The following is a 23481-nucleotide window of genomic DNA, read 5'->3' on the forward strand; positions in this document are numbered from 1 at the left end:
CGCCGTTTTTTTAAACAGCACACATGACAAAAGTCACAAAAAAGAAAAAATTATTTCTGCCGATTTTGTAACAATTTAGCCAAATTAATGGCCTCTACCAGCTGCGCGCGGTTCACTCGCGGCGAGTTGGCATCCAGTAAGGTTTGCCACAGCGACACGGCTTGCGCATAATCCGCCTGCATAAACGCATCCGCCGCCAGCAGCATCTGCGCGGTCACTTCTGTCGCATCCAGCGCTAACGCTTTATTAATCATTTCACGCGTCGCAGGCGTCATATGTTGCCCGGCCTGGTAATACAGCACCGTTGCCAGCGCGGCGAAAAGCTGCGCGTTATCGCCTCGCAGACGCAACGCCTGACGATATGCCAGCAGCGCATTGTCATACGCATTGCGATAGAGATAATACTCGCCCAGCCGCGCCCATTGCTCGCTATCCTGCGGATTGGCGCGGATTTTTTCTTGCAGCCTGGAAAGCTGCGCCTCTGGCGTTTGCGGGTTCGTAAAGTCACGTAGCGGATCGGCCAGACGCTGTTGCTCGCTACGCACAGCCTGCCATTTCGGCGTCAACAGATAGCCGCCGACACAGGCAGCCACCATCAACACCGCCGCAGCCGCCAGACGCTTTACGGGCATGGGACGTAACGGCGCAGTGGAGTGTTCAGACTGGCTCATTGTTCCCCCTTTTCTGCGTGCTGACGCTTTCTCACCCGCCAGGCCACCACGCCCACCAGCAATAACAGCAGGTACGGCAGCGTCCACAACAGCAGCGTTTGCTCATTCAACGGCGGGTTGTAGCGTACGAAATCACCATAACGGTCGGTCATCCAGGCGGTGATTTCCGCTTCGCTTTTACCTTCGGCCACCATGCTGTAAACCTGATGGCGCATACTGACCGCCACGGGCGCATTGGATTCCAGCAAATTCTGGTTCTGACACTGCGGACAGCGCAGTTGACTGGCAATAGACAGCGCTTTTTCCTGCTGTTGTGGATTGTCAAAACGCCAGGTATCCACCACCTGGGCGTGGGTGCTAAAAGGCAGAAAAATCAGAAAAGCCACAAGTAACATCGTCTTGCCGGATGGCGGCGTAAACGCCTTATCCGGCCTACCATGCTTTTCACTCGTAGGCCTGATAAGCGCAGCGGCATCAGGCAATAACTCAGGATGCTTCCTCCCCCGCCATCCGCTCAGCAGCGCGCCACACACCATCAACAATCCCCCACCCCAGATCCAGCGCACGCCGGTCTGCACGTATAAGCGCATGGCGTAACGATCCGGTCCGGTTTTTTCGCCCATCACCGCGTACCAGTCATGTAGCAGGTTCCAGTGAATCCCCGGCTCCATCATCTGTTGACGACGCGCGGCATAGAAGTGCCTTTCAGGCTGCAGGCTGCCAATGCGTTTTTCATTCCGCCACAACGTGATCCGCGCTTTTTCACTGGTGTAGTTGCCTTTGGCTTCCAGATCCAGACGCTCAAAGCGGAAAATGTAGCCCGCCAGTACCACCTGCTGACCGGGGCTGAGGTTAAGGCTGATTTCATGCCGACTGCCGCTGGAAACCATGATCCCGGCGGCGAAGATAAATACGCCCGTATGCGCCAGCAATGCCGGAAGCTGACGATGCACAGATACTTTGCGGCTTCTGATTGTCGCCAGTACGATAACCACCAGCATCAGCAGGCCAAACGGCAGCGTGACGCGATTAAAATAGGGCGCGCCCACCGAAAGCCTTCCCCAGCCCATCAAACCATAAATCATGGGGTAGAGCGTCCCGACCAGCACGATCAACAAGACGGCGCTAAAGAGCAGCAGCGTCGCCAGAATGAGCGTTTCGCACTTTCCGCCGCCCAAACGCGTCGCCGGATACGGCTCCCGCGCCCGCCAGCCGTACAGAACAAGCGATGCCAGACTTAACGCGGCAAAAAGGGTAAACAGCGGCACCGCGCGCACGTTATCCAGCGCAAAGGCATGTACCGAAACAAGAATGCCGGAACGCACAATCAGCGTTCCCAGCAACGAGAGGATCAGCGTCAGTATCGCCAGCAGCAACGACCAGTGACGGAAGCTCCCGCGCTGGCGGCTGACATACAGACTGTGCAGCAAGGCGCTGGCGGCAAGCCACGGCAACAACGAGGCATTTTCCACCGGGTCCCAGAACCACCAGCCGCCCCAGCCCAGTTCGCAATATGCCCACCACGATCCGAGAATGATCCCCAGCGTCAGAGCGCACCAACCGGGTAACGCCCAGCGCCAGCAAACCCAGGCGGTTGCCGCGTTAAAGCCGCCGCACAGTAGCGAAGCCAGCGCTACGCTCGCCGCGGTCATCAGGCCGCCATAACCCAGATAGAGCAGCGGCGGATGTAAGATCAGCCCCAGATGTTGCAGCATGGGATTAAGGTCGCGCCCTTCCATGGCGGGAGGGAAAATACGCAGGAACGGATCGGACCACAGCACAATAAATAGCAGCAGCGAAGCCATAATGAGGGACAAGATGCTCAGGGTCAGCGGAAAAAGCGCGTCAGATTCATGCCGGGAGCGCCAGGCGAATAGCGCCGTCCACCCCGAAAGAAGCAGCGCCCACAGCAGGAGCGAGCCTTCATGACCGCCCCATACCGCCGCCAGTTTCAGTCCCCATGACAACTGACTATGGCTATGCTGCGCAACATAAACGACCGAAAAATCGCTGGTCAGAAAACAGCTAACCAGAATCGCAAACGCCAGTAGCAGCAGCGTGAACGCCGTCCACGCGCCGCAGGTCGTCAGGCGCATGACGCCGCGCCAGTGCAGCCCCATCCCGCACCACGTCGCCAGCGGGGTCAGCACGTTGACCCCGAGACTCAACAACAGCGCCAGAAATCCGGCTTCAGGAAGGAAGATGTCCAGATTATGCAACCGTTAGCTGTCCCGCATAAAGAATGAAAAAGCGCAGCAGCAGCACGCCGGTCAAACTGGCGCCGCAAACGGCCAGCACGCCGTGAAACGTGACGCTACGGTTTGCCCAGGGCTTCAGCAGCAGCGGGATAATCAATCCCAGCCCTACGACCCCAAGCCAGAACCACCAGCTCCAGAATCCGCCGCCCAGCGCCGCCGCCAGCGCGCGCATTTTGCCGTCATCGCCCAGCGCCAGCCCGATAAAAAAGGCCGCCAGCAGGAAGATCTCCAGCCATACCACTGGGGTTTCCATGCGATGTACAAAGCGCGCCTCGGTGCTGTGCGGGTTGCTACGATGGCGTAACGCCATAACGATCAGCGCCACCGCCGCGCCGGAGGAGATGCCGGAGAACAGGAACAGCGCCGGCAGGATCGGGTTATTCAGGAACGGATAGGATTTCAGCGCCGACAGCAGAAAGCCGGTATACGCGCCGAGCAGAACCGCCAGTACCAGCATTAACGTCTCCAGCGCGCGATGAAACGGCGTTATTAGCGCCAACACTTTCTGCACGATCCCTAACCGCGGCAGCCAACGCTGTTGCAGGGCAATCACCTCTTTTTCAAAGATTTTCGCCAGCCACAGCACCAGCACTACCATGTACAACTGGAACAGCATCACCCCCATCGACATCACCGAGGTAAAGCTGTAGTGGAACATCAGCTTCCAGAAGGTCCACGGGCGCGTCAGGTGGAAGACCAGAATCAGCAGACCAAGAATAATCGCCCCCGGCCCTAACACCAGCGTAGTGCGCAGCAGCGTGCTGTCCGAACCGCCCGCCTCCGGATGGAAGCGACGCAGCAGAATTGCCAACGTGACCAGTCCGGCGGAGATGCCAATCAGAAACAGATAGATGGCGATGGGCCAGTCCCACACCAGTGATGCAAAATGAAATGCAGAAGCGGGTGTCATTGGCGCACCTCCCCATAGTTAAAAGGAACGCGGTAGACCTTCGGTTTTGTGCCCAGCGCCAGCTTGTAGCGGTAGGTAGTTTTTTGCCGCAACAAACGGGAGATATCGCTGTTGGGATCGTCCAGATTACCAAACGTCAGCGCCTTCGTCGGGCATGACTCAACGCAGGCGGGCTGTTTGCCCGCTTTCAGGTTGGTTTTCCGGCAGAAATCGCATTTATCCGCCGTCTTACTGACCGGATGGATAAAGCGCACGCGGTAGGGACACGCGGCAATGCAGTACTGGCAGCCGACGCAAAGGTCCGGGTTCACATCCACAATGCCATTGGCGGCATCGCGGAATGATGCCCCCGTCGGGCAGACGTCAACGCAGGGGGCATGGTCGCAATGCTGGCACGAGTGGCGGAAGAAGCGATACTTCACATCAGGAAACGTCCCCTGCGGCTCGCTGCGAATAATCGTCAGGCGCGATACGCCTTCCGGCACGGTGTTGACTTCCCGACAGGCATCCATGCAGGCCGTGCAGCCGATGCATAATGACTCATCGTGTACCATGCCATAACGCACGCCGTTAATATTCAACGTGTTCGCTACAACGCGTCCTGCCATCCCACTGACCGCCGCCAGCGCGCCGACGCGGGTAATAAATTGACGTCGGGTGCAACTCATGGCTGCTCCTTAAGCAACGGAACGGACGCCGGATTAAAGTGCGGGTTAGTACGCTGATCGCTGTGGCAATCCACGCATATTTTGATCCGCCCTTTCTCGCTTAGCGTCTGCATCGTGTCTTGCTGCGGATGCAGGGAATGGCAACTGGCGCAGGTCACTTTAGTAACATGAACATCGTGCGGCCAGAACGCTTTTTGCAGTTGTTCAGGCAAGTGGCAGGACATACAGACGCTGTTCTGTTGCTCTACCGTATACATCGGGTCGTTAAAACGCATCACATCTTTCACCCCTTCACGGTGGTGAAGCGACGGTTGACCGTGGCAGTTGGTACAGGTTATCGGCAATTTATTGTTCGGGTTGATAGCGCCCGTATGTTTACCGTGCATACCTTCGGTGTCCGGTTTGTGACAGTCCAGACAGGCAGCATCCGGATTACGCTGCTGGGTGACCGTCCAGCGTTGATCCGACTCCTGCGGCGTTGGCGTGGCAGTAATTCCACTCAGGCTCCAGAACAGGCCTGACGCCAGCACCCCAGCAGTTAATAACGAACGTAATACGCTCATATTCACTCCGTTGAGTTATCCGCCCCTTATGGGGCGGAATGGGGTTATTGGCTTAACAGACCGTTTTTACGCGCCTGATCTTCCCACTGCGGTACGACCGTTTTCAGGAAGTCCTGCTTCTCCGCGTTGATTTGTTGCATATTCAAACCAATCGCTTTCTGCGCCTTCTCTTTCGTCGAAATATCCGGCAGCGGAATTTCATGGGTAATGCCTTTGGTCGCCAGCAGTCGCGCCAGTTTAGTACGGGCATCCGCGGCTTTATCCATCGCACTGCCTAACATCCGTAGACCTTCTTCCGGGGCATGCATATGAATACCGTGTGACGCAATCGCCAGATCCCAGCGCCACTGCGCGTGGCGAATATCGTTCAGAATTGGTTTCATTTCCGCGTCTGTCGCCCCCGCATCCCATGCGGCTTTCGCTTCGAAGTGCGCATGTACCAGCTGATCTTCAACCTTGATTTTCAGGTCATGAATCGCCTGTTTACGCTCGGCGACCACTTTTTGCAGGGACGCTTTGTCCTGGGTGTGGCAGTTGGCGCAGGTTTGCGCGAAATTGTCGAACGGGTTGCCGATTTTATGGTCGGTGTAGAGCTTGCCTTCGGCGTTCTGTACTTTCGGCATGTGACAGTCGATACAGGTCACGTTGTTCTTACCGTGAATGCCCGCGCTCCAGGTTTCATATTCCGGGTGCTGCGCTTTGAGCATTGGGGTTTTCGACAGCGAGTTAGTCCAGTCAGAGAAGGCGATAGTGTCGTAGTATTGCTCCATATTTTCGACCTTCATGCCCTCATCCCACGGGAACTTAACGGCTTTGTTTTTACCGTCAAAGTAGTACTCCACGTGGCACTGGCCGCAGACCATCGATTGCTGATCAAATCGTCCCGCTTTATCAAACGGTTTGCCGATAGCCTCCATCGCCCGTTCAGCATAGGGGCGCGACAACGTTAACGCGGGCTTCCCCTGGGCGAAATCGTCCGACGCGGTGTTATGACAGTCGGCACAGCCCAAATCGTTGACAATTTCCGGGCCGCCGCGCGCCCATTTGCCATGGAAGTAGCCGTCTTCGCCTTCTTGTTGGATAAGGCGCGCGACATCGGGGCTTTTACAGCTCCAGCAGGCCATCGGCAGCGGGCCGTCTTCCGCCGTTTTTGGCGCGCCGGTACGCAGCGTTTCGCGCACGTCAGTTACCGCATACGCGTGGCCGCGTGGTTTGTTGTAATCACGGGAGAAGGGATAGCCCGCCCACAGGATCACCAGACGAGGGTCTTCCGCCAGCGCATCTTCACGGGCAGACTGTTCTGACGTCGCTTTCCATGACTGATATTGGTCGGGGTGTTGAGGCGCGAACGTTTCATTTTTCGCTTCAACAGTAACGGTTTTTGCGGATACAGGCGTTTGCTCAGCGTAAACAGAGGTAATGAAGAAAAAAGGAAATATAAGGCTGAAGAAACGGCGTGCGCGTAGTGTTTTCCTTGCCATAGAGGTCTCATCCAGATTGCGCCATTATCTTTAATGGCGATTTTTTATCGTTTTCCATAACAGCAACCGCACAAATACTGTTATTACATTGATCTCCTCTATGTGTAACAAATAACCACACTTAAAATGTTGTCTTTAATCAATTGTAAGTGTATGTAAAATACCACTTTAGAGTTAGTAACCTGGACAAAACTCCCTCTCTTTTCTGATTTCCAGACACGGATCACTTTTTTAAAAAATTTCATATAACGTCATGTTATCCCGAAAATTTATCTAATTTTGCGGGACACAATCAAAAAATAGATTGCTGCTTATTTGCACAGTTCCCTTTTTGCGTGATCTGTCGCCCAAATACTAAACAAAACTTATTAAGACCCTACATTTAACGTTTATGCGACATATTATTAACATCCTACAAGGAGAACAACAGCATGAGCCAAACACATAAACACGCCATTCCCGCCAACATTGCGGATCGTTGCCTGATAAATCCAGAGCAGTATGAGACTAAATATAAACAGTCTATTAATGACCCCGATACGTTTTGGGGCGAACAGGGAAAAATTCTCGATTGGATCACGCCGTACCAAAAAGTGAAAAACACCTCCTTTGCGCCAGGCAATGTGTCGATTAAATGGTACGAGGATGGCACGCTGAATCTGGCGGCGAACTGTCTTGACCGCCATTTGCAGGAAAATGGCGATCGCACCGCCATTATCTGGGAAGGCGATGACGCGTCGCAGAGTAAACATATCTCTTATCGCGAACTGCATCGCGATGTCTGCCGTTTCGCGAATACACTGCTGGATCTGGGCATTAAAAAAGGCGATGTGGTAGCGATTTATATGCCGATGGTGCCGGAAGCGGCGGTGGCAATGTTGGCCTGCGCCCGCATCGGCGCGGTGCATTCGGTGATCTTCGGGGGGTTCTCGCCGGAAGCCGTCGCCGGACGCATTATCGACTCCAGCTCGCGGCTGGTGATCACCGCTGACGAAGGTGTACGTGCCGGACGCAGTATCCCGCTGAAAAAGAATGTCGATGACGCGCTGAAAAACCCGAATGTCACTAGCGTTGAGCATGTGATCGTCCTGAAGCGCACCGGCAGCGACATTGACTGGCAAGAAGGCCGCGACCTGTGGTGGCGCGATTTGATTGAAAAAGCCAGCCCTGAGCACCAGCCTGAAGCGATGAATGCCGAAGATCCGCTGTTTATCCTTTATACCTCCGGCTCCACCGGCAAGCCGAAAGGCGTGCTGCACACCACCGGCGGCTATCTGGTCTACGCCGCGACCACCTTTAAGTATGTCTTTGATTATCACCCTGGCGATATTTACTGGTGTACCGCCGATGTGGGTTGGGTGACGGGGCACAGCTATCTGTTGTATGGCCCGCTGGCCTGCGGCGCGACCACCTTAATGTTTGAAGGCGTGCCGAATTGGCCAACGCCCGCTCGCATGTGCCAGGTGGTCGACAAACACCAGGTCAACATTCTCTATACCGCCCCGACGGCCATCCGCGCGCTGATGGCGGAAGGCGATAAAGCCATTGAAGGCACCGACCGTTCTTCACTACGCATTCTGGGTTCCGTCGGCGAGCCGATCAATCCCGAAGCGTGGGAATGGTACTGGAAGAAGATCGGCAAGGAAAAATGTCCGGTCGTCGACACCTGGTGGCAGACTGAAACAGGCGGTTTTATGATCACGCCGCTACCAGGCGCTATCGAACTGAAAGCCGGTTCCGCCACCCGTCCTTTCTTTGGCGTACAGCCTGCGCTGGTGGACAACGAAGGCCATCCGCAAGAAGGCGCGACGGAAGGCAATCTGGTCATCACCGATTCCTGGCCGGGCCAGGCGCGTACTCTGTTCGGCGATCATGAACGTTTTGAGCAGACCTATTTCTCTACCTTTAAGAATATGTATTTCAGCGGCGACGGCGCGCGTCGCGATGAAGACGGCTATTACTGGATCACCGGTCGCGTGGATGACGTGTTAAACGTCTCCGGCCACCGTCTGGGTACGGCGGAAATCGAATCGGCGCTGGTGGCGCATCCGAAGATCGCCGAAGCGGCGGTGGTGGGTATTCCACACGCTATCAAAGGCCAGGCGATTTACGCTTATGTGACGCTCAACCACGGCGAGGAGCCGTCGCCAGAACTGTACGCGGAGGTGCGCAACTGGGTACGTAAAGAGATTGGCCCACTGGCGACGCCGGACGTGCTGCACTGGACCGACTCACTGCCAAAAACCCGTTCCGGCAAAATTATGCGCCGTATTTTGCGCAAAATCGCGGCGGGCGATACCAGCAATCTGGGCGATACCTCGACTCTCGCCGATCCTGGCGTGGTGGAGAAACTGCTCGAAGAGAAGCAGGCCATCGCGATGCCGTCATAACCATAAATGCCGGATGGCAACGCGAAAGCGTTTTATCCGGCCTACGACCCTACCCCTGCCCTCTCTCAAACCGGGAGAGGGAAATATAAAAAACCCTCCCCCAAAGGATTTCGTGTTACAGGAAGGCGGCAAGCGAGCACACCCTCAGCAGCATAGTTCACTATGTGACTGGGGCGCGCGAGTGCGGCCAACGCGCCTGTAGCGCGAAAGACGCAGGGGGACCTCTGGAGAGCTCTGTGATGAATGACCCAATTTATCAGCGGATAGAAGACAGTGCGCATTTCAGGGAATTAGTTGAAAAACGGCAACGGTTTGCCACGATTCTGTCGGTTATCATGCTGGCGGTTTATATCAGCTTTATTTTACTGATCGCCTTCGCGCCTGGCTGGCTGGGCACGCCTCTACATGCGGGAACCAGCGTCACCCGAGGAATTCCCATTGGCGTCGGGGTGATTGTGATTTCTTTTGTGTTAACCGGAATTTATATCTGGCGGGCGAATGGCGAATTCGATCGTCTTAATAACGCCGTACTGCATGAGGTGAAAGCATTATGAAGAGAGTTCTGACGGCGCTCGCCGCCGCACTCCCCTTCGCCGCTCATGCGGCGGATGCCATTAGCGGCGCGGTTGAACGCCAGCCCACCAACTGGCAGGCGATTATCATGTTTTTGATTTTCGTCGTGTTTACGCTCGGTATTACCTACTGGGCCTCTAAACGCGTACGTTCCCGTAGCGACTACTACACCGCAGGCGGCAATATCACCGGGTTCCAGAACGGCCTGGCGATTGCCGGCGACTATATGTCTGCCGCGTCATTTCTCGGCATTTCCGCTCTGGTGTTTACCTCCGGTTATGACGGGCTGATCTATTCGCTGGGCTTCCTTGTCGGCTGGCCAATCATCCTGTTTTTGATTGCCGAGCGCCTGCGTAATCTGGGACGTTATACTTTTGCTGACGTTGCCTCTTATCGCCTGAAACAGGGGCCAATCCGTATTCTTTCGGCCTGTGGCTCCCTGGTAGTGGTGGCGCTTTATCTCATCGCCCAAATGGTCGGCGCCGGTAAACTGATTGAACTGCTGTTCGGCCTCAACTATCACATCGCCGTGGTGCTGGTCGGCGTGCTGATGATGATGTACGTGCTGTTCGGCGGGATGCTGGCGACAACGTGGGTGCAAATTATCAAAGCCGTCCTGTTGCTGTTTGGCGCCAGTTTTATGGCCTTTATGGTGATGAAACACGTCGGCTTTAGCTTCAATAATCTGTTTACCGAAGCCATGGCGGTACACCCGAAAGGCACAGCGATTATGAGCCCAGGAGGGTTGGTACAAGATCCGATTTCGGCGTTGTCGTTGGGTCTGGGACTGATGTTCGGCACCGCCGGCTTGCCGCATATTCTGATGCGTTTCTTTACGGTCAGCGATGCCCGCGAAGCGCGCAAGAGCGTGTTCTATGCCACCGGTTTTATGGGCTATTTCTACATTCTGACCTTTATTATCGGTTTCGGCGCTATCATGCTGGTGGGGGCGAATCCCGCCTATAAAGATGCGGCGGGCGCGCTGATTGGCGGCAATAACATGGCGGCGGTGCATCTGGCCAACGCGGTAGGCGGCAACCTGTTCCTCGGCTTTATTTCGGCAGTGGCGTTTGCCACCATTCTGGCGGTGGTCGCCGGTCTGACGCTGGCGGGCGCATCGGCGGTGTCGCATGACTTGTACGCCAACGTGTTCCGCAAAGGCGCAACCGAACGTGAAGAGCTGAAGGTGTCGAAAATCACCGTCCTGGTGCTGGGCGTGATCGCCATTATCCTCGGCGTCCTGTTTGAAAATCAGAACATCGCCTTTATGGTGGGCCTGGCGTTTGCTATCGCCGCGAGCTGCAACTTCCCCATCATTCTGCTTTCCATGTACTGGTCAAAACTGACCACGCGCGGCGCTATGCTGGGCGGCTGGTTAGGTTTACTGACAGCGGTGGTGCTGATGATTCTTGGCCCTACCATTTGGGTGCAGATCCTCGGCCATGAAAAAGCGATCTTCCCGTATGAGTATCCGGCGCTGTTCTCTATCAGCGTGGCGTTCCTGGGGATCTGGTTTTTCTCGGCCACCGATAACTCGGCAGAAGGCAACCGTGAACGTGAGCAGTTCCGCGCTCAGTTTATCCGCTCCCAAACGGGATTCGGCGTACAACAAGGGCGTGCGCATTAATCTTACCGTTTCCTCCGGCCCCGTGGGTCGGAGGAAAATCAGAACATCACCCTCGCCACCAGCGGGGCAGCCAGTACCATCACCACGCCGGACAGCATCATTACCAGACTGGCGACGACGCCCTCCTGCTGACCAAGTTCATAGGAACGCGCCGTGCCCGCCCCATGTGACGCCGCGCCGAATCCTGCCCCTTTTGCCATGCCTTCCCGGATAGAGAGACGCAAAAATAGCGCGTCGCCGACCGCCATGCCAAACACGCCAGTGACGACCACGAACAGCGCCACCAGATCCGGCTGCCCGCCCAGGGGTTCTGCCGCCGCCAGCGCAAACGGCGTAGTAACGGAACGTACCGCCAGACTACGCTGAATCTCATCCGATAACGTGAACAGACGCGCCAGCCAAACGGAACTGGTGACTGCCACCACCGTCGCCGTCACTACGCCCGCGGTGAGCGACATCCAGTGACGTTTGATAATCGCGAGGTTATCGTACACCGGCACCGCAAAGGCAATAGTCGCCGGGCCGAGCAGCCACAATAGCCAGTGCGATTCACCAATGTAGTTTTGCCAGGAGATATGACCGAACACCAGCATTAACACCAGCAGTGCCGGCGTCAACACTAATGGCATCAACGGCAGTGTGCGAAAACGGCGATACAGACGCTTATTGGCGAAGTAAATTCCCAGCGTAATCACCAGGCACAGTACGCTTAACTGAACGTTATTCACGGTTTAGCCTGCTCATCTCATAGCGATACACTTTATCCACCACCCACGCCGTCGCGCCGAGTACCATTAAGGTACTGATCGCTATCACCGAGAAAATGCGCCAGCCGTCCACCAGTAACAGATGGGCATAGTTCACTACCGCCACGACGGCGGGAACAAAGAATAACAGCATCTCCGCCAGCAGCCAGCGTGCGCCTGCGCGTACCCAGCTAAGCGGAATAATCCGGCAAACGATCAGCGCCAACATAAGCACCATGCCGACCAGATTCGCGGGCAACGGCAGGTGCAGCCAGGAGACAAGATATTGGGAAAAAATGAATAAACCTGCATAGAGCAGTACCTGAACCGGTACCTGGAGTCGTTGCACAACGGCAGGCGTAACGCGGCTTATCGCCACAGCCATGAGGGAATGTCCTGAAAAATAATATGGAGCGCCAGTATAGAGAACCTCCGTCACGGGCAGAAATGAATTAAAATCATTGCAGGCATAGTCGGAAGGAATAATCATGGATATCAGAACGCTGCGTTATTTTGTCGAGGTGGTGCGCCAGCAAAGTTTCACCCGCGCAGCGGAGAAGTTATTTGTCACCCAGCCCACCATTAGCAAGATGCTGAAAAATCTTGAAGATGAGCTTAACTGTACGCTACTGATCCGCGACGGACGTAAGTTATTGCTGACCGATACCGGACGCGTGGTGTTTGAACGCGGTCTGGCGATCCTCGCTGAGTTCCGCCAGTTAGAGGCTGAGTTGAGCGATATTAACCATCTCAATAAGGGCGTGCTGCGGCTGGGTATTCCCCCGATGGTCGGCATGTTGATGGCCGGGCCAATCAGTTTGTTTCGACAACGCTACCCTGGCGTTGAACTCAAAATTTCGGAGTTTGGCGGCCTGACGGTACAGCAGGCGGTAATGAATGGCGAGCTGGATGTTGCGATGACCGCGCTCCCGGTGGAAGAAGCGAGCGGGCTGACGACGTTATCGCTGTTCAGTCATCCGCTGTGCGTGCTGGTTCCCCGTTCCGGTCAGTGGACAACCTGCGACTCCATCGCGCCTGAAGCTCTGGCGGAGCATCCTCTTCTTATCTATAACGAAGACTTTGCCCTGAGCCGCCAGTTGATGACCTTATTTAGCCAGCATGACGTAAAACCACGGATTGCCGTGCGCAGCGGGCAATGGGATTTTCTCGCCGCCATGGTGCAAGCGGGCGTCGGTATCGCCATTTTGCCGGAGCCGATTTGTCAGCGTCTGGATAAGGCCACGCTGCGCTGGCTACCGCTGGAAAGCGATCTCCGCTGGCAGTTAGGCATGATTTGGCGAGAGGGCGTGTATCTGTCGCACAGCGCCCGGGCATGGTTAACCTGTTGCGAAGGGTTTTGGCTGAAACAACCGTAAGCCATGGGTTAAAACCCTTGCCGGATGGCGGCGCAAGCACCTTACCGGGCCTACTTGTAGGCCCGGTAAGCATGGCGCCACCGGGCCACAAGGACTACTGATTTTCTATCAGTAGCGCTTCCATCAAATCCAGGTCGTGCAGCAGCTTTTGCAATGTTTCATTGCTGATTTCTCGCGTGGCGCGCAGATGATACAACTCGGCGCGTTCGGAACGCAGCGCCGCCAGACGGAAACGTCGCTCCAGGTTTTCTTCCTGTATGGAGCTTTCGACATCGTTTCGCCCATCGGCACGGCGACGCAAGTTACCAATGACACGCGAGCTTACTTCAGTAAGCAACTGATTATCGATGTTTTCTTCGGTATCCGCCGCCAGACGCTCTTCCATTTTCTGAATGGCGACAATCGCCACTTCCGCCGTCGCCGCGCGGGCGATACGCTCCTCTTTCAACTGTTGCGCATGATCGGCGACTTCCAGATGTTGCAACAGCAGCGGCAGCATGATCACGCCGACAAACAACGAGAACAGAATGACGCCAGCCGCCAGGAATACCAGTTCATAACGCGCCGGAAATCCGCTGCCATCCGGCAAAAGTAACGGTATAGAGAGCACACCAGCCAGGGTGATCGCCCCACGAACGCCAGCGAAGGAAGCAATCAGAATTTCACGCGACGTCCAGCTGGCGAACTCCATCGGTTTCTTCTTCAAAAAGCGCAGGCTGAACTTTTTCATGGTCCACAGCCAGCCGAAGCGAACCAGCATCAATGCCGCATAAATCAGCACGATATCGGTAAAGAGCATCCAGGTTTCGACATTCGGGTCAGCTTCCGCCGCCGCCAGCGAAGATTCCAGAATACCCGGCAATTGCAGTCCCAACAGCAGAAAGACCATACCGTTAAAGACAAATTCCAGCATCGCCCAGGTACTGTTCGCGCGCAAACGCATTGCCAGCGGCGCGCGGCGCATTACGCCAGAACGGGTGATGGTCATCCCGGCGGCAACCGCGGCCAGGATGCCTGAGACGCCAATATGTTCGGCAATCAGGTAAGACGCGAAGGGCAGCAGAAACAGCAGGACAATTTGCGTCGCGGGCTCATCGCCGCCCCAGCGGCTCAAAAAACGCAGCGAGCGGCCATACAGCCAACTGACCACAAAACCCGCCAGAATACCGCCGATAGCGACCTTAAAAAATTCCAGCGTCGCGCCGCCGACGGTAAAGACCATCGTCCCCATCGCCACCGCGACGGCGAATTTCAGCGATACCAGACCGGAGGCGTCGTTCATTAACGCCTCTCCCTGCAGAATGCCCATGATTTTTTTCGGGATGCGCCCCTCGCCCACAATTCCGGAGAGCGCTACCGCATCGGTCGGCGACAGCACGGCGGCCAGCGCAAAGGCGGGGATCAGCGGAATGCCGGGCACCAGCCAATAAATCAGGAAGCCGATTCCCACGACCGTTACCAGGACCAGCGCCAGCGCCAGCCCGAAAATCTCTCGTCCATGCTCAAGAAATTCACGGGTCGGCGTCTTCCAGCCATCCGCAAACAGCAGCGGCGGAATAAACAGCACCAGGAAGAGTTCCGGGTCGAATTCCACATGCAAACCAAACGTCGGCCACGCCAACAGCGCGCCAATGGCGATCTGCATAAGGGGTAAAGGAAGCTGGAAGGGTAATACACGCGTAAATACCCCCGACAGCGAGACCACAAGGGTCATGATGAGTATTGTGAAGAAAATTTCCATGCGTTCCCTGTTTGCGATGTTTTTTATGATGGAGAAAGGCATCATGCCTCGGTTTCACCTTCTTCAGATTAACGCAAAAGGTAACGTGATGTGTCCTGAAAATGAAAACGGGCGGCCAACGCCGCCCGTTTTTCAGAATGAAGGCAGAGCTAGATAGCCCAACCGCCGGCATAAAAAGCGACCAGCGCGACCGCAATGACGACAGTTCCGATATTCAGCTTACGCCATTCGCCGGAAACCAGACGCCCGACGACCAGCGTGGCAAAGCCGATCATAATCCCGGTGACAATGTTACAGGTCAGCACAATAAATACAGCCGTTACCAGCCCCGCCATCGCATCGACGAAATCAGCAAAATCGATTTTCGCCACGTTACTCAGCATCAGCAGACCGACATACATGAGCGCCGGGGCGGTTGCGTAGACGGGAACGAGATAAGAGAGCGGCGAAAGAAACAGGATCAGCAAAAACAGCACGCCCACGGTAATCGCCGTCAGGCCCGTTTTACCACCCGCCGCCGTACCGGCCGCAGACTCGATATACACCGCGGCTGGCGCCGCCCCGACCAGGCCGGAGAAAACGCTACTCAGGGAGTCGGTGGTTAGCGCTTTACCGCCATCGATAATTTGTCCATCTTTGTCCAGCAGATTAGCCTGCCCTGCGACCGCACGGATCGTTCCGGTCGCATCAAACACCGCCGTCATCACCAGCGCCAGTACGCTTGGCAGAACGACAGGGTTTAACGCGCCCATAATATCCAGGCTGCCGATCAGCGAGTTGCCGTTTTCATCGCTCAACGAAGGCATAGCGAAAATGCCGGAAAAATGGACGTTAGGATCGAAGAGCAAACCCACAATAGAAATGCCAATAATGGTCAACAGAATGCCGCCGGGGACTTTCAGCTTTTCCAGACCGAGAATAACAGCCAGCCCCACAAGCGACATAATCACCGGGAAGGTGTCGAAATCGCCCAGCGCGACCGGCAGGCCATCCAGCGGGTTTTTAATGACCAGGCCGACGCCGTTGGCGGCAATCAGCAACAAAAACAGGCCAATACCGATACCGGTCCCGTGGGCCACGCCCTGTGGCAAGTTACGCAAAATCCAGCTACGAATGCCGGTGGCGGAGATAATGGTAAACAGTACGCCCATCAGGAATACGGCGCCAAGCGCGACCGGGACGCTAATATGCTGCCCCAGGACCAGGCTAAACGCGGTAAACGCCGTCAACGAGATAGCGCAACCGATAGCCAGCGGCAGATTCGCCCATAGCCCCATAACAATAGAGCCGACGCCTGCGACCAGGCAGGTCGCTACAAAGACGGCAGCAGGCGGGAACCCGGCTTTACCCAGCATCCCTGGCACCACGATGACGGAGTAAACCATCGCAAGAAACGTGGTTAAGCCAGCAACGACTTCCTGGCGAACGGTGCTCCCGCGTTGTGAAATTTTAAACCAGGCGTCGAGTGAACCGCCGGTACGCGCTGAAGGCGTAGACATAGAAAACATCCCCTGAGAATTTATTATTCGTCGGTATACGTGGGAGGTAATCCACTAACAGCGCAACGTTATCTCCTTGTGCTACATTTACGACAACCGGGGCGCCGCAAAAAAGCAAACGTTTAGCTCCACGTATACAAAACGGGTGGCAAAAAAAAGCAAACGATTATCCAGCGATCATCAACGCTTTTTCAACTGAACTTTGCCGCTTTTTATGCTTTTCTGCTTAGTATGCTCAATAAATCGCCAGACGATGCGCAAACGTTATCGTCCCTGCGCAATCCAGCAACAATTTTTCGCATCGCTGTTAGCAAATACGTTGCGCAATCTGCTCACAAAAACGCCATTATCCGCCGGGAATGGTAAACGGACCGCCCTGCTGAATCGCTCGCTGCCAGGCTGGACGCATTTCTACCCGCGCTTTCCATGCGTTGATATGGTCGAGATGAGCGATCCCGCCTCGGGCAAGCAGCGCAAATAGCGGGAAGCTCATCTGGATATCCGCCATACTTAACTGCTCTCCGGCAAACCAGGGGTGATTTGCCAGATGCCCGTCAATAAAGCGCGCATGGGTTTCCAGTTGCGGATTGAGGTACGCTTTTTGCGCGCCCTTACCGATAACGCCGCCCAACGTTCGCAGACCCAATGGTACCGGCGGTTTACCCAGAGAGGTAAAGAGCAGTCTCATCAATAGCAAGGGCATGAGCGAACCTTCAGCGTAATGTAGCCAGAATCGATAGTGTTGTTTCCCCTGCGCATCCGCAGGTTTAAAGCGTCCGATACTGTCGTAAGTGTCCTGCAAATATTCCAGGATGGCGCCCGATTCCGCAATAACCATACCGTGATCTTCGATAACCGGAGACTTGCCCAGCGGATGCACTTTTTTCAATGCCGGCGGCGCCAGCATGGTCTTTTCACGCTGGTAACGCACAATCTGGTAAGGCAACGCCAGCTCTTCCAGCGCCCAGAGGATGCGCTGCGAACGAGACTGATTTAAATGGTGCACCGTCAGCATGGCTGTCTCCTGTAAGGTATGCCAACTAACTATAGAAAATTATGGCAGTTGCCGTAAAAATTTCGGCTAAAAAATCAGCATTTCGCTGGCGAACAGGGCGTCGTCGCTTACACTTACAGTATCAACACAAACCGGAACCTCCACCACGTGCTCGATATGAGGGGTGTTGACGTCGGGGGAAACCCTCCTGTAATCAGCGGGATAGAGCGAAAGACAAAGACCGGAAACAAACTAAAGCGCCCTTAGCGGCGCTTTAGTTTTAGGTGAACTCAGCCCGATGGCCGAGTGCATGTTAATCATCTTCAAGCAGCCGGGCACCCGTCCCGTGTTCGCCAAGCCTGTCGCCTGGATTTCGCAGCGGACAGTCGCTACGCGATAAACAGCCGCAGCCGATACAACCGTCCAGCTCATCGCGCAACGCCACCAGCGTATGAATACGTCGGTCTAACTCTTCGCGCCACTGCGATGAGAGCTGCTTCCACTCTTTCGCGCTTAACGTATGTCCTTCCGGCAAGATACCAAACGCGTCGCCGATAGTTGCCAGCGGGATGCCGATACGCTGGGCGATCTTGATAATCGCGACATAACGCAACACGTCACGCTTGTATCGCCGTTGGTTACCGCTATTACGGATACTGGTAATTAGCCCTTTGCTTTCATAGAAGTGCAGGGCGGACACAGCAACACCGCTACGTTTCGCAACTTCCCCCGGCGTCAGTAAGGCTTTTAAACGGGGAGATTTTTTTTCCATAAATCGCTTTACCTCAAGTTAACTTGAGGAATTATACTCGCCCGCAGACAAAACGACGAATCGAATACTGTTTAAGAGGCAACAATATGTCGCATCAGCAGATAATTCAGACCCTTATCGAATGGATTGATGAACATATCGACCAACCGCTAAACATTGATGTGGTGGCAAAAAAATCGGGCTACTCCAAGTGGTATTTGCAGCGGATGTTTCGTACGGTAACGCATCAAACATTAGGCGAGTATATTCGCCAGCGCCGTCTCCTGTTGGCGGCCGTTGAGCTACGAACGACCGAGCGCCCGATTTTTGATATCGCGATGGATCTGGGCTATGTATCGCAGCAAACCTTCTCGCGTGTATTCCGCCGCGAGTTCGATCGCACTCCCAGCGATTACCGTCACCGCCTGTAGGGCCTCTGCCCGCGTATCGTCAGAGGCGCGGGCGTTTGTTGTAGCCAGGCGATGAATTCCTGCGGTGGTAACGCCTTCGCAAAGTGCCATCCCTGACAATACTGAACGCCGCGTTTTAGCAACCAGCTAACCTGTTCAGCCGTTTCAACCCCCTCAGCAATGATTTTTAGCCGCAAACTTTGCGCCATTTCAATAATATGTTCCACAATCAAATGGCTGGCGCTATTAGTGGTTAGCGTGTCGACAAAAGATTTATCAATTTTTAAAAGGTCGACATTTAATGAGTACAGGTTATGCAAGTTCGAATAGCCGGTACCAAAGTCATCAATTGCCACCTCGTATCCCGCCTGGCGAAACGCCTGAATAATCGGCGTCATTTTAGGCACATCAATAAATCCGCGCTCGGTCACTTCAACTTTTATCTGTTGCGCAAGCACTGAATGCTGACGCGTTTTTTCATGAATCATCACAATTAGTCGGGAAGAGAGAAAATCGGCGGCAGAGAGATTGATAGAGACATAAAGATGCGGGTGTGCGGCCAGAAAACCACCTAAATCATTAAATACCTCTTCGACGACATAATCGGTGATCTGCTCAATCATCCCCTCTTTTTCCGCCAGCGGAATAAATTCGCACGGGCTCATCACCGGACCGTGATAGCCCGGCCAACGCAATAGCGCTTCGGCACCTACACATGTCCCGTTTCGGATATCAATGATCGGCTGATAATGAAGGCAAAGCTGGTGCCTGGTAATGGCCCGTTGCAGCAATCGACGCGGTGAGTAATATGCCTGCCGGGATCGTGACCACATAAATAAGACGATAATGCTACAGATGATCCCTAACGGTAGCGTTAACGTAAGCTGATGAAAGAGGTTCTGGTAAAAGCGTTGCTTTGAGGTTGACACAATCGCGGCAACCGGTCGTTTTGCTGATTTAACCAGAGTATAAAAACGCTCACCCTGTTGGAACACAGGTTCACTCCGTCGTACCAAAGGTAATAGCTGATCAGCCTGCGCCTGTTCACTCAGGGAGAAAAAGGTGTTGGTCACCGTATCATACATTCCCCAGGCCAACGCCGGATCGTCTGACATCACCTCGCTATAAGATAAGGGATTGATAACCGCGACATAGTTTCCCCGCTGCATATATGTCATTTTATAACCGTTGAAAAAAGGCGTATCACGATAGTAATAAATAGCGATGTCAGGCTTTCGTTTATAGTCAGCGCGGGGAATAAAATAAGGACTTGTTGGCGTCATAACCGTAGAGCATAGAAAACGCTGGCCCTTAGCATAAATCAACTCATTAATGTACAAACGACCGCGGATAATATTCAGCATTCGCTGTTGATGGGCTGGCGTACAGGCTTGCCCCTGATATTGTTCAGCGGCATCGCGGGCTAAATTCGCTTGCAGGATAACCCGCTCCGTTTTATCTAATACCAACTGCGCAAATGAATGTAACTGATTTCTGGTTTCAGAGACTGCCCGGATATGAGCAAACCAGATCGCCAGCAATACAGGAAGTAACACCACAATGATCGTTCCGAGAAATCTCAACACCTTGCGTCGTGTGCTTTGACTCATTTTCAGCCTATTTCCCTGCATTATTTGTGACTATTGTTGGCAAAATAAGACGTGAACCAAATGGAGGTTTACGGTGCATGAATTTATCAATATTAGCAACAGACTTTTACCGATCAACATTTACCATTAATAACTACGCGCAATCTCTTTCGCATACCAGGCAGGACACTAAATATTTTTGATAATATCAGATTTATACTCAAGTAAACGATGGGGTATACATCTTTACTCCTTTCTTTTGATAAATAACTTGATATTTTTATCAGGTCTGAATTTCACGAAAAAAATAAAAGAGTAGTAATAATACATCTTTGCTTTCCGGCAGTTTCTCTACGGACGCGTAGAAGTCACACAAAAAATACGCTTATAAAACGCACAAAAAATACATTGCCGATCTGGCGAACAAGCTGGTTTTTGTGATATAGTTCACAAAAACAATGAAATAGAAACAATGTTTCATTCGATGTTGATGTGACGTCCGTCGATAGCCAGAATATCCCATGCTTCCCGGGAGCAACGCCGCGCTGTCCTGGACAAAGGTCTATTCAGAGGAAATGTTTCATGGCTGCCATAACCACTGGTGTCGTTCTTCTCCGTTGGCAACTGCTGAGCGCCGTGCTCATGTTTTTAGCCAGCACGCTCAATATCCGTTTCCGTAAATCAGATTATATTGGTCTGGCGGTGATCAGTAGCGGTCTGGGCGTGGTATCCGCCTGCTGGTTTGCCACCGGTTTACTCGGTATTACCATGATGGATCTCGCTGCGATCTGGCATAACATTGAAGCCGTAATGGTCGAAACGATGAGCCAGACCCCGCCAGAATGGCCGATGGTGCTGACCTGATACGCTATCGCTGCCGCTGAAGCCGCCCACCGGTTATCTCAACGCGGAATCGCGCGCCAGGGGTAGCCTTGCGAACCATCACGTCCCTCGCATTGCCGTTGATGAGGGCCGCCAGGTGTGGTTATCCAAAAATGGCAAGTGGAATAGCCCTAACAGAATCGAGCTAAACTTATTGAAGACGTTGCCGACTCGTTAAATGACAAAAAAGACCCGTTTGTGCAACGGGTCTTTTTTATTAAGCAGTACCACCTGATAACAGCGACAAGCGCTGCTTATTTTACATTAATAATTTATCCGGAGAACAATCACGGATTATTTTTCCACCTTTCATTACCAGGACCCGGTCAAAATACTTTATCAGATATCGACGATGCGTCACCATGATCAACGTTTTCCCATGAATAAACTCATCTAAGTTATCAAAAATTTGCTTCTCGGTATTCTCATCCAGATTTGATGTTGGTTCATCCCATAAAAAGACGCTGGCGTCACTACTCAGACTACGTGCTAATAATAACTGCTGCTGCTGTCCGGATGACAGGTTTTTAGCCATAAAATTCACCGGAAACTTCAGCCCCATAGGATGTTGCAAGATAAAACCACAGTTCGCCAGCTGAAGCGCCTTGAGTACCCGGCCCCTGTCGTTTTGCGGTTTTAACGCGAAATTACTTTCAATGGTTCCGGTGAATAAAACATCATGTGTCGTCACCACGCTTAAATGCTGAGAAAAAAAGTTCTGCGATAAATGTCCTAAGTTATATCCATCATATAAAATGGCACCGTCTGTTGGCGAAAGGTAGCCAGATAGCATTCCCAGTAATGAGCTTTTTCCTGCTCCGCATTCGCCTATCACTGCGACACGCTGCCCCGCAGGTATGTCTATAGACAGTCGATTAATAATCATCGGAGATTGAGCGTCATACTGATAACTCACGCCCCGGATAGAGATATCGCCATTGCACTTTGATATGGACTGTAATGCCGGTGTTTTTTCTGCCTGATCTTCATCAAAAAAAGAAAGCAGATCCTTACCGGTTTTTTCTGCTGATAAAATAGAGATTAATGTAGAAGAAAAATTCGAAATGATCCCGGAAATACGACCAGAGACAATGACAGATGAAACAATTGCGCCAGTAGTAACATCACCCTTGATTACCATAAAAAAGGCTATTACCATAATAGTTATTTGGGTAATAGATGACATACTCCCCAATATAGATTGATAGATAAGATTTAATTTCCTTATCTTCAGGTTAAGATACGACTGTTCATTTGATGTATTAACCCAATCAAAAAGTAAACCTTGATTATTTAAGGTATGGATCATTTTAATAGATAAGAAAACTTCTGAGATAAAAATATTCCTGTTCTTCTGTCCTTCTTTTTGTTTGTTCATTAACTCATTAGTATAATGGTGGTTAACGAGGGAAATAATAATAGAGACGATAAACATGGTAATAGGTACAATAACGACCAGACCTAAATTTACATATATAACAATGAGAAATATAATAAATATTGGAATATCGGCTATACGTTGAAAGATCGAGTTTAATAAAACGGGTTTAATTTTCTGAAACTCATTCCATAGCACAAATGCTGATGACATGGATCTGCCATTTTTCTTTTTACTATAAAGTACCGCTTCAAGAAAGGCGATATCAATATCGACGTCATCCTGCCTTGCTGTGATAGACTGATAAATATCTTTCGAAGTACGAAGGATAAACTCAAAAACAATAAATACAGCAACAATTATAGCCACGCCAAATAAAGATGAAACCGAAGCACTTGGAACAAGCTTATCATAGAATAGATTACTAAATACTGGGATAGTTAACGCAAAAATTGCCATAAAAAGAGATGAAAAGAAGTATTTAGTATAAAAAATCTTGTTCATCGATAAAGAGTTTTTTATGATATTTTTTACTCTTATACTATCAACAACTTTATTTAAAGGTAGTATGCTAAATGCAGATAACTCTTTTAAATATTCATCTTCAATTTCAACATAACAGAGTTCACCGCGCGCGTTTACCAACTTTATTTTTTGCCCGCCGCTCACACACACCATCCACTTCATTTCTGGTGTTAATAGTAAAATCGGCATAGGCTCATTTAGTAAATCCTCACCATTATTAAATAATATATCCTGTAGAGAAAGCCCTAACGACAAAAAGAAATTCTTCATTTGTATAGAGTCGTCAGTGTTATTTCTGTCGTACTTTTTAAATCTTAAATTTATATCATCCTCTTTGATGTCAATTTTTATGTTGAATTTTTTAGACACTATAGATAATGCCGTTTCCGCACTTAAATAATAAGGTTCTAGTTTTTTATCCATAAGTAAACCCCCTCACCCAAAGGTGA

At 52.5% G+C, this 23481-nt stretch carries 20 protein-coding genes; 6 read left to right on the forward strand and 14 right to left on the reverse strand.

The annotated features are described in order from the left end of the window. Positions 1-50 precede the first annotated feature (50 nt). Genes nrfG through nrfA form a run of 6 tightly spaced genes read right to left on the reverse strand, consistent with a single transcriptional unit; the run spans position 51 to position 6551 of the window. Positions 51-671 carry a heme lyase NrfEFG subunit NrfG gene (gene nrfG / locus QEN32_RS20285; RefSeq protein ID WP_000083232.1) on the reverse strand — a complete coding sequence of 207 codons (621 nt, stop codon included), beginning with the start codon at positions 669-671 and terminating at the stop codon, positions 51-53. Further along, positions 668-2890 (reverse strand): heme lyase NrfEFG subunit NrfEF, encoded by a 2223-nt coding sequence (gene nrfEF / locus QEN32_RS20290; protein WP_265322055.1) that lies wholly within the window; start codon positions 2888-2890, stop codon positions 668-670. Before nrfEF ends, nrfG begins: the two co-directional genes overlap by 4 nt. Then, positions 2883-3839, reverse strand: a complete 957-nt coding sequence (nrfD, locus tag QEN32_RS20295; RefSeq protein WP_265322056.1) for a cytochrome c nitrite reductase subunit NrfD — start codon at positions 3837-3839, stop codon at positions 2883-2885. Before nrfD ends, nrfEF begins: the two co-directional genes overlap by 8 nt. Next, positions 3836-4507, reverse strand: coding sequence for a cytochrome c nitrite reductase Fe-S protein (nrfC, locus tag QEN32_RS20300; protein ID WP_023251860.1), 672 nt, complete (start codon positions 4505-4507; stop codon positions 3836-3838). The genes nrfD and nrfC overlap by 4 nt, the downstream gene beginning before the upstream one ends. After that, on the reverse strand, positions 4504-5070 hold the full coding sequence (nrfB, locus tag QEN32_RS20305; protein WP_000115065.1) for a cytochrome c nitrite reductase pentaheme subunit: 567 nt from the start codon (positions 5068-5070) through the stop codon (positions 4504-4506). The genes nrfC and nrfB overlap by 4 nt, the downstream gene beginning before the upstream one ends. Before the next feature lie 44 nt (positions 5071-5114). After that, the gene (gene nrfA / locus QEN32_RS20310; protein WP_000101786.1) at positions 5115-6551 is read right to left on the reverse strand and encodes an ammonia-forming nitrite reductase cytochrome c552 subunit; all 1437 of its coding nucleotides are present in this window, start codon (positions 6549-6551) and stop codon (positions 5115-5117) included. Positions 6552-6982: 431 nt separating this feature from the next. Here nrfA and acs point away from each other — a divergent pair, with 431 nt between their 5' ends. The 3 genes from acs (at position 6983) to actP (ending at position 11141) form a co-directional block, all read left to right on the forward strand. Further along, positions 6983-8941, forward strand: a complete 1959-nt coding sequence (gene acs / locus QEN32_RS20315; RefSeq protein ID WP_000083877.1) for an acetate--CoA ligase — start codon at positions 6983-6985, stop codon at positions 8939-8941. Between the two features lie 239 nt (positions 8942-9180). Continuing rightward, positions 9181-9495: a DUF485 domain-containing protein gene (locus QEN32_RS20320; RefSeq protein WP_265322081.1), complete on the forward strand. Its 315-nt coding sequence runs from the start codon at positions 9181-9183 to the stop codon at positions 9493-9495. Continuing rightward, entirely contained in the window at positions 9492-11141 is a 1650-nt protein-coding gene (actP, locus tag QEN32_RS20325) for a cation/acetate symporter ActP (RefSeq protein ID WP_000832536.1), read from the forward strand. The genes QEN32_RS20320 and actP overlap by 4 nt, the downstream gene beginning before the upstream one ends. A gap of 38 nt (positions 11142-11179) precedes the next feature. Here the strand turns inward: actP and QEN32_RS20330 are convergent, their stop codons facing one another. Together QEN32_RS20330 and QEN32_RS20335 are read right to left on the reverse strand one after the other, a co-directional pair. Further along, entirely contained in the window at positions 11180-11869 is a 690-nt protein-coding gene (locus tag QEN32_RS20330) for an LrgB family protein (protein ID WP_265322057.1), read from the reverse strand. Then, positions 11862-12272 (reverse strand): CidA/LrgA family protein, encoded by a 411-nt coding sequence (locus QEN32_RS20335; RefSeq protein WP_000257347.1) that lies wholly within the window; start codon positions 12270-12272, stop codon positions 11862-11864. Before QEN32_RS20335 ends, QEN32_RS20330 begins: the two co-directional genes overlap by 8 nt. A gap of 103 nt (positions 12273-12375) precedes the next feature. Here QEN32_RS20335 and QEN32_RS20340 point away from each other — a divergent pair, with 103 nt between their 5' ends. Continuing rightward, on the forward strand, positions 12376-13263 hold the full coding sequence (locus QEN32_RS20340; RefSeq protein WP_000354962.1) for a LysR family transcriptional regulator: 888 nt from the start codon (positions 12376-12378) through the stop codon (positions 13261-13263). Between the two features lie 94 nt (positions 13264-13357). Here the strand turns inward: QEN32_RS20340 and QEN32_RS20345 are convergent, their stop codons facing one another. The 4 genes from QEN32_RS20345 to soxR form a co-directional block, all read right to left on the reverse strand. Beyond that, positions 13358-15004, reverse strand: coding sequence for a Na+/H+ antiporter (locus QEN32_RS20345; RefSeq protein ID WP_000402189.1), 1647 nt, complete (start codon positions 15002-15004; stop codon positions 13358-13360). A 149-nt stretch (positions 15005-15153) separates the two neighbouring features. Continuing rightward, entirely contained in the window at positions 15154-16503 is a 1350-nt protein-coding gene (ghxP, locus tag QEN32_RS20350; RefSeq protein ID WP_000106901.1) for a guanine/hypoxanthine transporter GhxP, read from the reverse strand. Positions 16504-16849: 346 nt separating this feature from the next. Continuing rightward, positions 16850-17518 (reverse strand): glutathione S-transferase, encoded by a 669-nt coding sequence (locus QEN32_RS20355; protein WP_000958575.1) that lies wholly within the window; start codon positions 17516-17518, stop codon positions 16850-16852. A 292-nt stretch (positions 17519-17810) separates the two neighbouring features. Further along, positions 17811-18269 carry a redox-sensitive transcriptional activator SoxR gene (gene soxR / locus QEN32_RS20360; protein WP_000412686.1) on the reverse strand — a complete coding sequence of 153 codons (459 nt, stop codon included), beginning with the start codon at positions 18267-18269 and terminating at the stop codon, positions 17811-17813. Positions 18270-18355: 86 nt separating this feature from the next. On the opposite strand from soxR, the gene soxS reads away from it, so the two are divergent. After that, complete coding sequence (soxS, locus tag QEN32_RS20365; RefSeq protein WP_000019483.1) at positions 18356-18679, forward strand: superoxide response transcriptional regulator SoxS; 324 nt, start codon at positions 18356-18358, stop codon at positions 18677-18679. On the opposite strand, the gene QEN32_RS20370 is transcribed toward soxS, so the two are convergent. Next, positions 18667-20268 carry an EAL domain-containing protein gene (locus QEN32_RS20370; protein ID WP_080087350.1) on the reverse strand — a complete coding sequence of 534 codons (1602 nt, stop codon included), beginning with the start codon at positions 20266-20268 and terminating at the stop codon, positions 18667-18669. The two genes, soxS and QEN32_RS20370, sit on opposite strands and share 13 nt — an antisense overlap. 561 nt (positions 20269-20829) lie before the next feature. On the opposite strand from QEN32_RS20370, the gene QEN32_RS20375 reads away from it, so the two are divergent. Continuing rightward, a complete protein-coding gene (locus QEN32_RS20375; protein ID WP_000719058.1) occupies positions 20830-21111 on the forward strand; it encodes a YjcB family protein in 282 nt (93 codons plus the stop codon). Between the two features lie 277 nt (positions 21112-21388). Here the strand turns inward: QEN32_RS20375 and siiF are convergent, their stop codons facing one another. Next, on the reverse strand, positions 21389-23455 hold the full coding sequence (siiF, locus tag QEN32_RS20380) for an SPI-4 type I secretion system protein SiiF (protein ID WP_265322059.1): 2067 nt from the start codon (positions 23453-23455) through the stop codon (positions 21389-21391). Positions 23456-23481: the final 26 nt, after the last annotated feature.

This window comes from Salmonella sp. SA14318 (genome assembly GCF_029866905.1).
Classification (GTDB): domain Bacteria; phylum Pseudomonadota; class Gammaproteobacteria; order Enterobacterales; family Enterobacteriaceae; genus Salmonella; species Salmonella enterica.

Coding starts and splice junctions, on each gene's coding strand:
- nrfG (WP_000083232.1), bottom strand. CDS start 671: ATGAGCCAGTCTGAACACTCCACTGCGCCGTTACGTCCCATGCCCGTA.
- nrfD (WP_265322056.1), bottom strand. CDS start 3,839: ATGACACCCGCTTCTGCATTTCATTTTGCATCACTGGTGTGGGACTGG.
- nrfC (WP_023251860.1), bottom strand. CDS start 4,507: ATGAGTTGCACCCGACGTCAATTTATTACCCGCGTCGGCGCGCTGGCG.
- nrfB (WP_000115065.1), bottom strand. CDS start 5,070: ATGAGCGTATTACGTTCGTTATTAACTGCTGGGGTGCTGGCGTCAGGC.
- nrfA (WP_000101786.1), bottom strand. CDS start 6,551: ATGGCAAGGAAAACACTACGCGCACGCCGTTTCTTCAGCCTTATATTT.
- acs (WP_000083877.1), top strand. CDS start 6,983: ATGAGCCAAACACATAAACACGCCATTCCCGCCAACATTGCGGATCGT.
- QEN32_RS20320 (WP_265322081.1), top strand. CDS start 9,181: ATGAATGACCCAATTTATCAGCGGATAGAAGACAGTGCGCATTTCAGG.
- actP (WP_000832536.1), top strand. CDS start 9,492: ATGAAGAGAGTTCTGACGGCGCTCGCCGCCGCACTCCCCTTCGCCGCT.
- QEN32_RS20335 (WP_000257347.1), bottom strand. CDS start 12,272: ATGGCTGTGGCGATAAGCCGCGTTACGCCTGCCGTTGTGCAACGACTC.
- QEN32_RS20340 (WP_000354962.1), top strand. CDS start 12,376: ATGGATATCAGAACGCTGCGTTATTTTGTCGAGGTGGTGCGCCAGCAA.
- QEN32_RS20345 (WP_000402189.1), bottom strand. CDS start 15,004: ATGGAAATTTTCTTCACAATACTCATCATGACCCTTGTGGTCTCGCTG.
- ghxP (WP_000106901.1), bottom strand. CDS start 16,503: ATGTCTACGCCTTCAGCGCGTACCGGCGGTTCACTCGACGCCTGGTTT.
- QEN32_RS20355 (WP_000958575.1), bottom strand. CDS start 17,518: ATGCTGACGGTGCACCATTTAAATCAGTCTCGTTCGCAGCGCATCCTC.
- soxR (WP_000412686.1), bottom strand. CDS start 18,269: ATGGAAAAAAAATCTCCCCGTTTAAAAGCCTTACTGACGCCGGGGGAA.
- soxS (WP_000019483.1), top strand. CDS start 18,356: ATGTCGCATCAGCAGATAATTCAGACCCTTATCGAATGGATTGATGAA.
- QEN32_RS20370 (WP_080087350.1), bottom strand. CDS start 20,268: ATGAGTCAAAGCACACGACGCAAGGTGTTGAGATTTCTCGGAACGATC.
- QEN32_RS20375 (WP_000719058.1), top strand. CDS start 20,830: ATGGCTGCCATAACCACTGGTGTCGTTCTTCTCCGTTGGCAACTGCTG.
- siiF (WP_265322059.1), bottom strand. CDS start 23,455: ATGGATAAAAAACTAGAACCTTATTATTTAAGTGCGGAAACGGCATTA.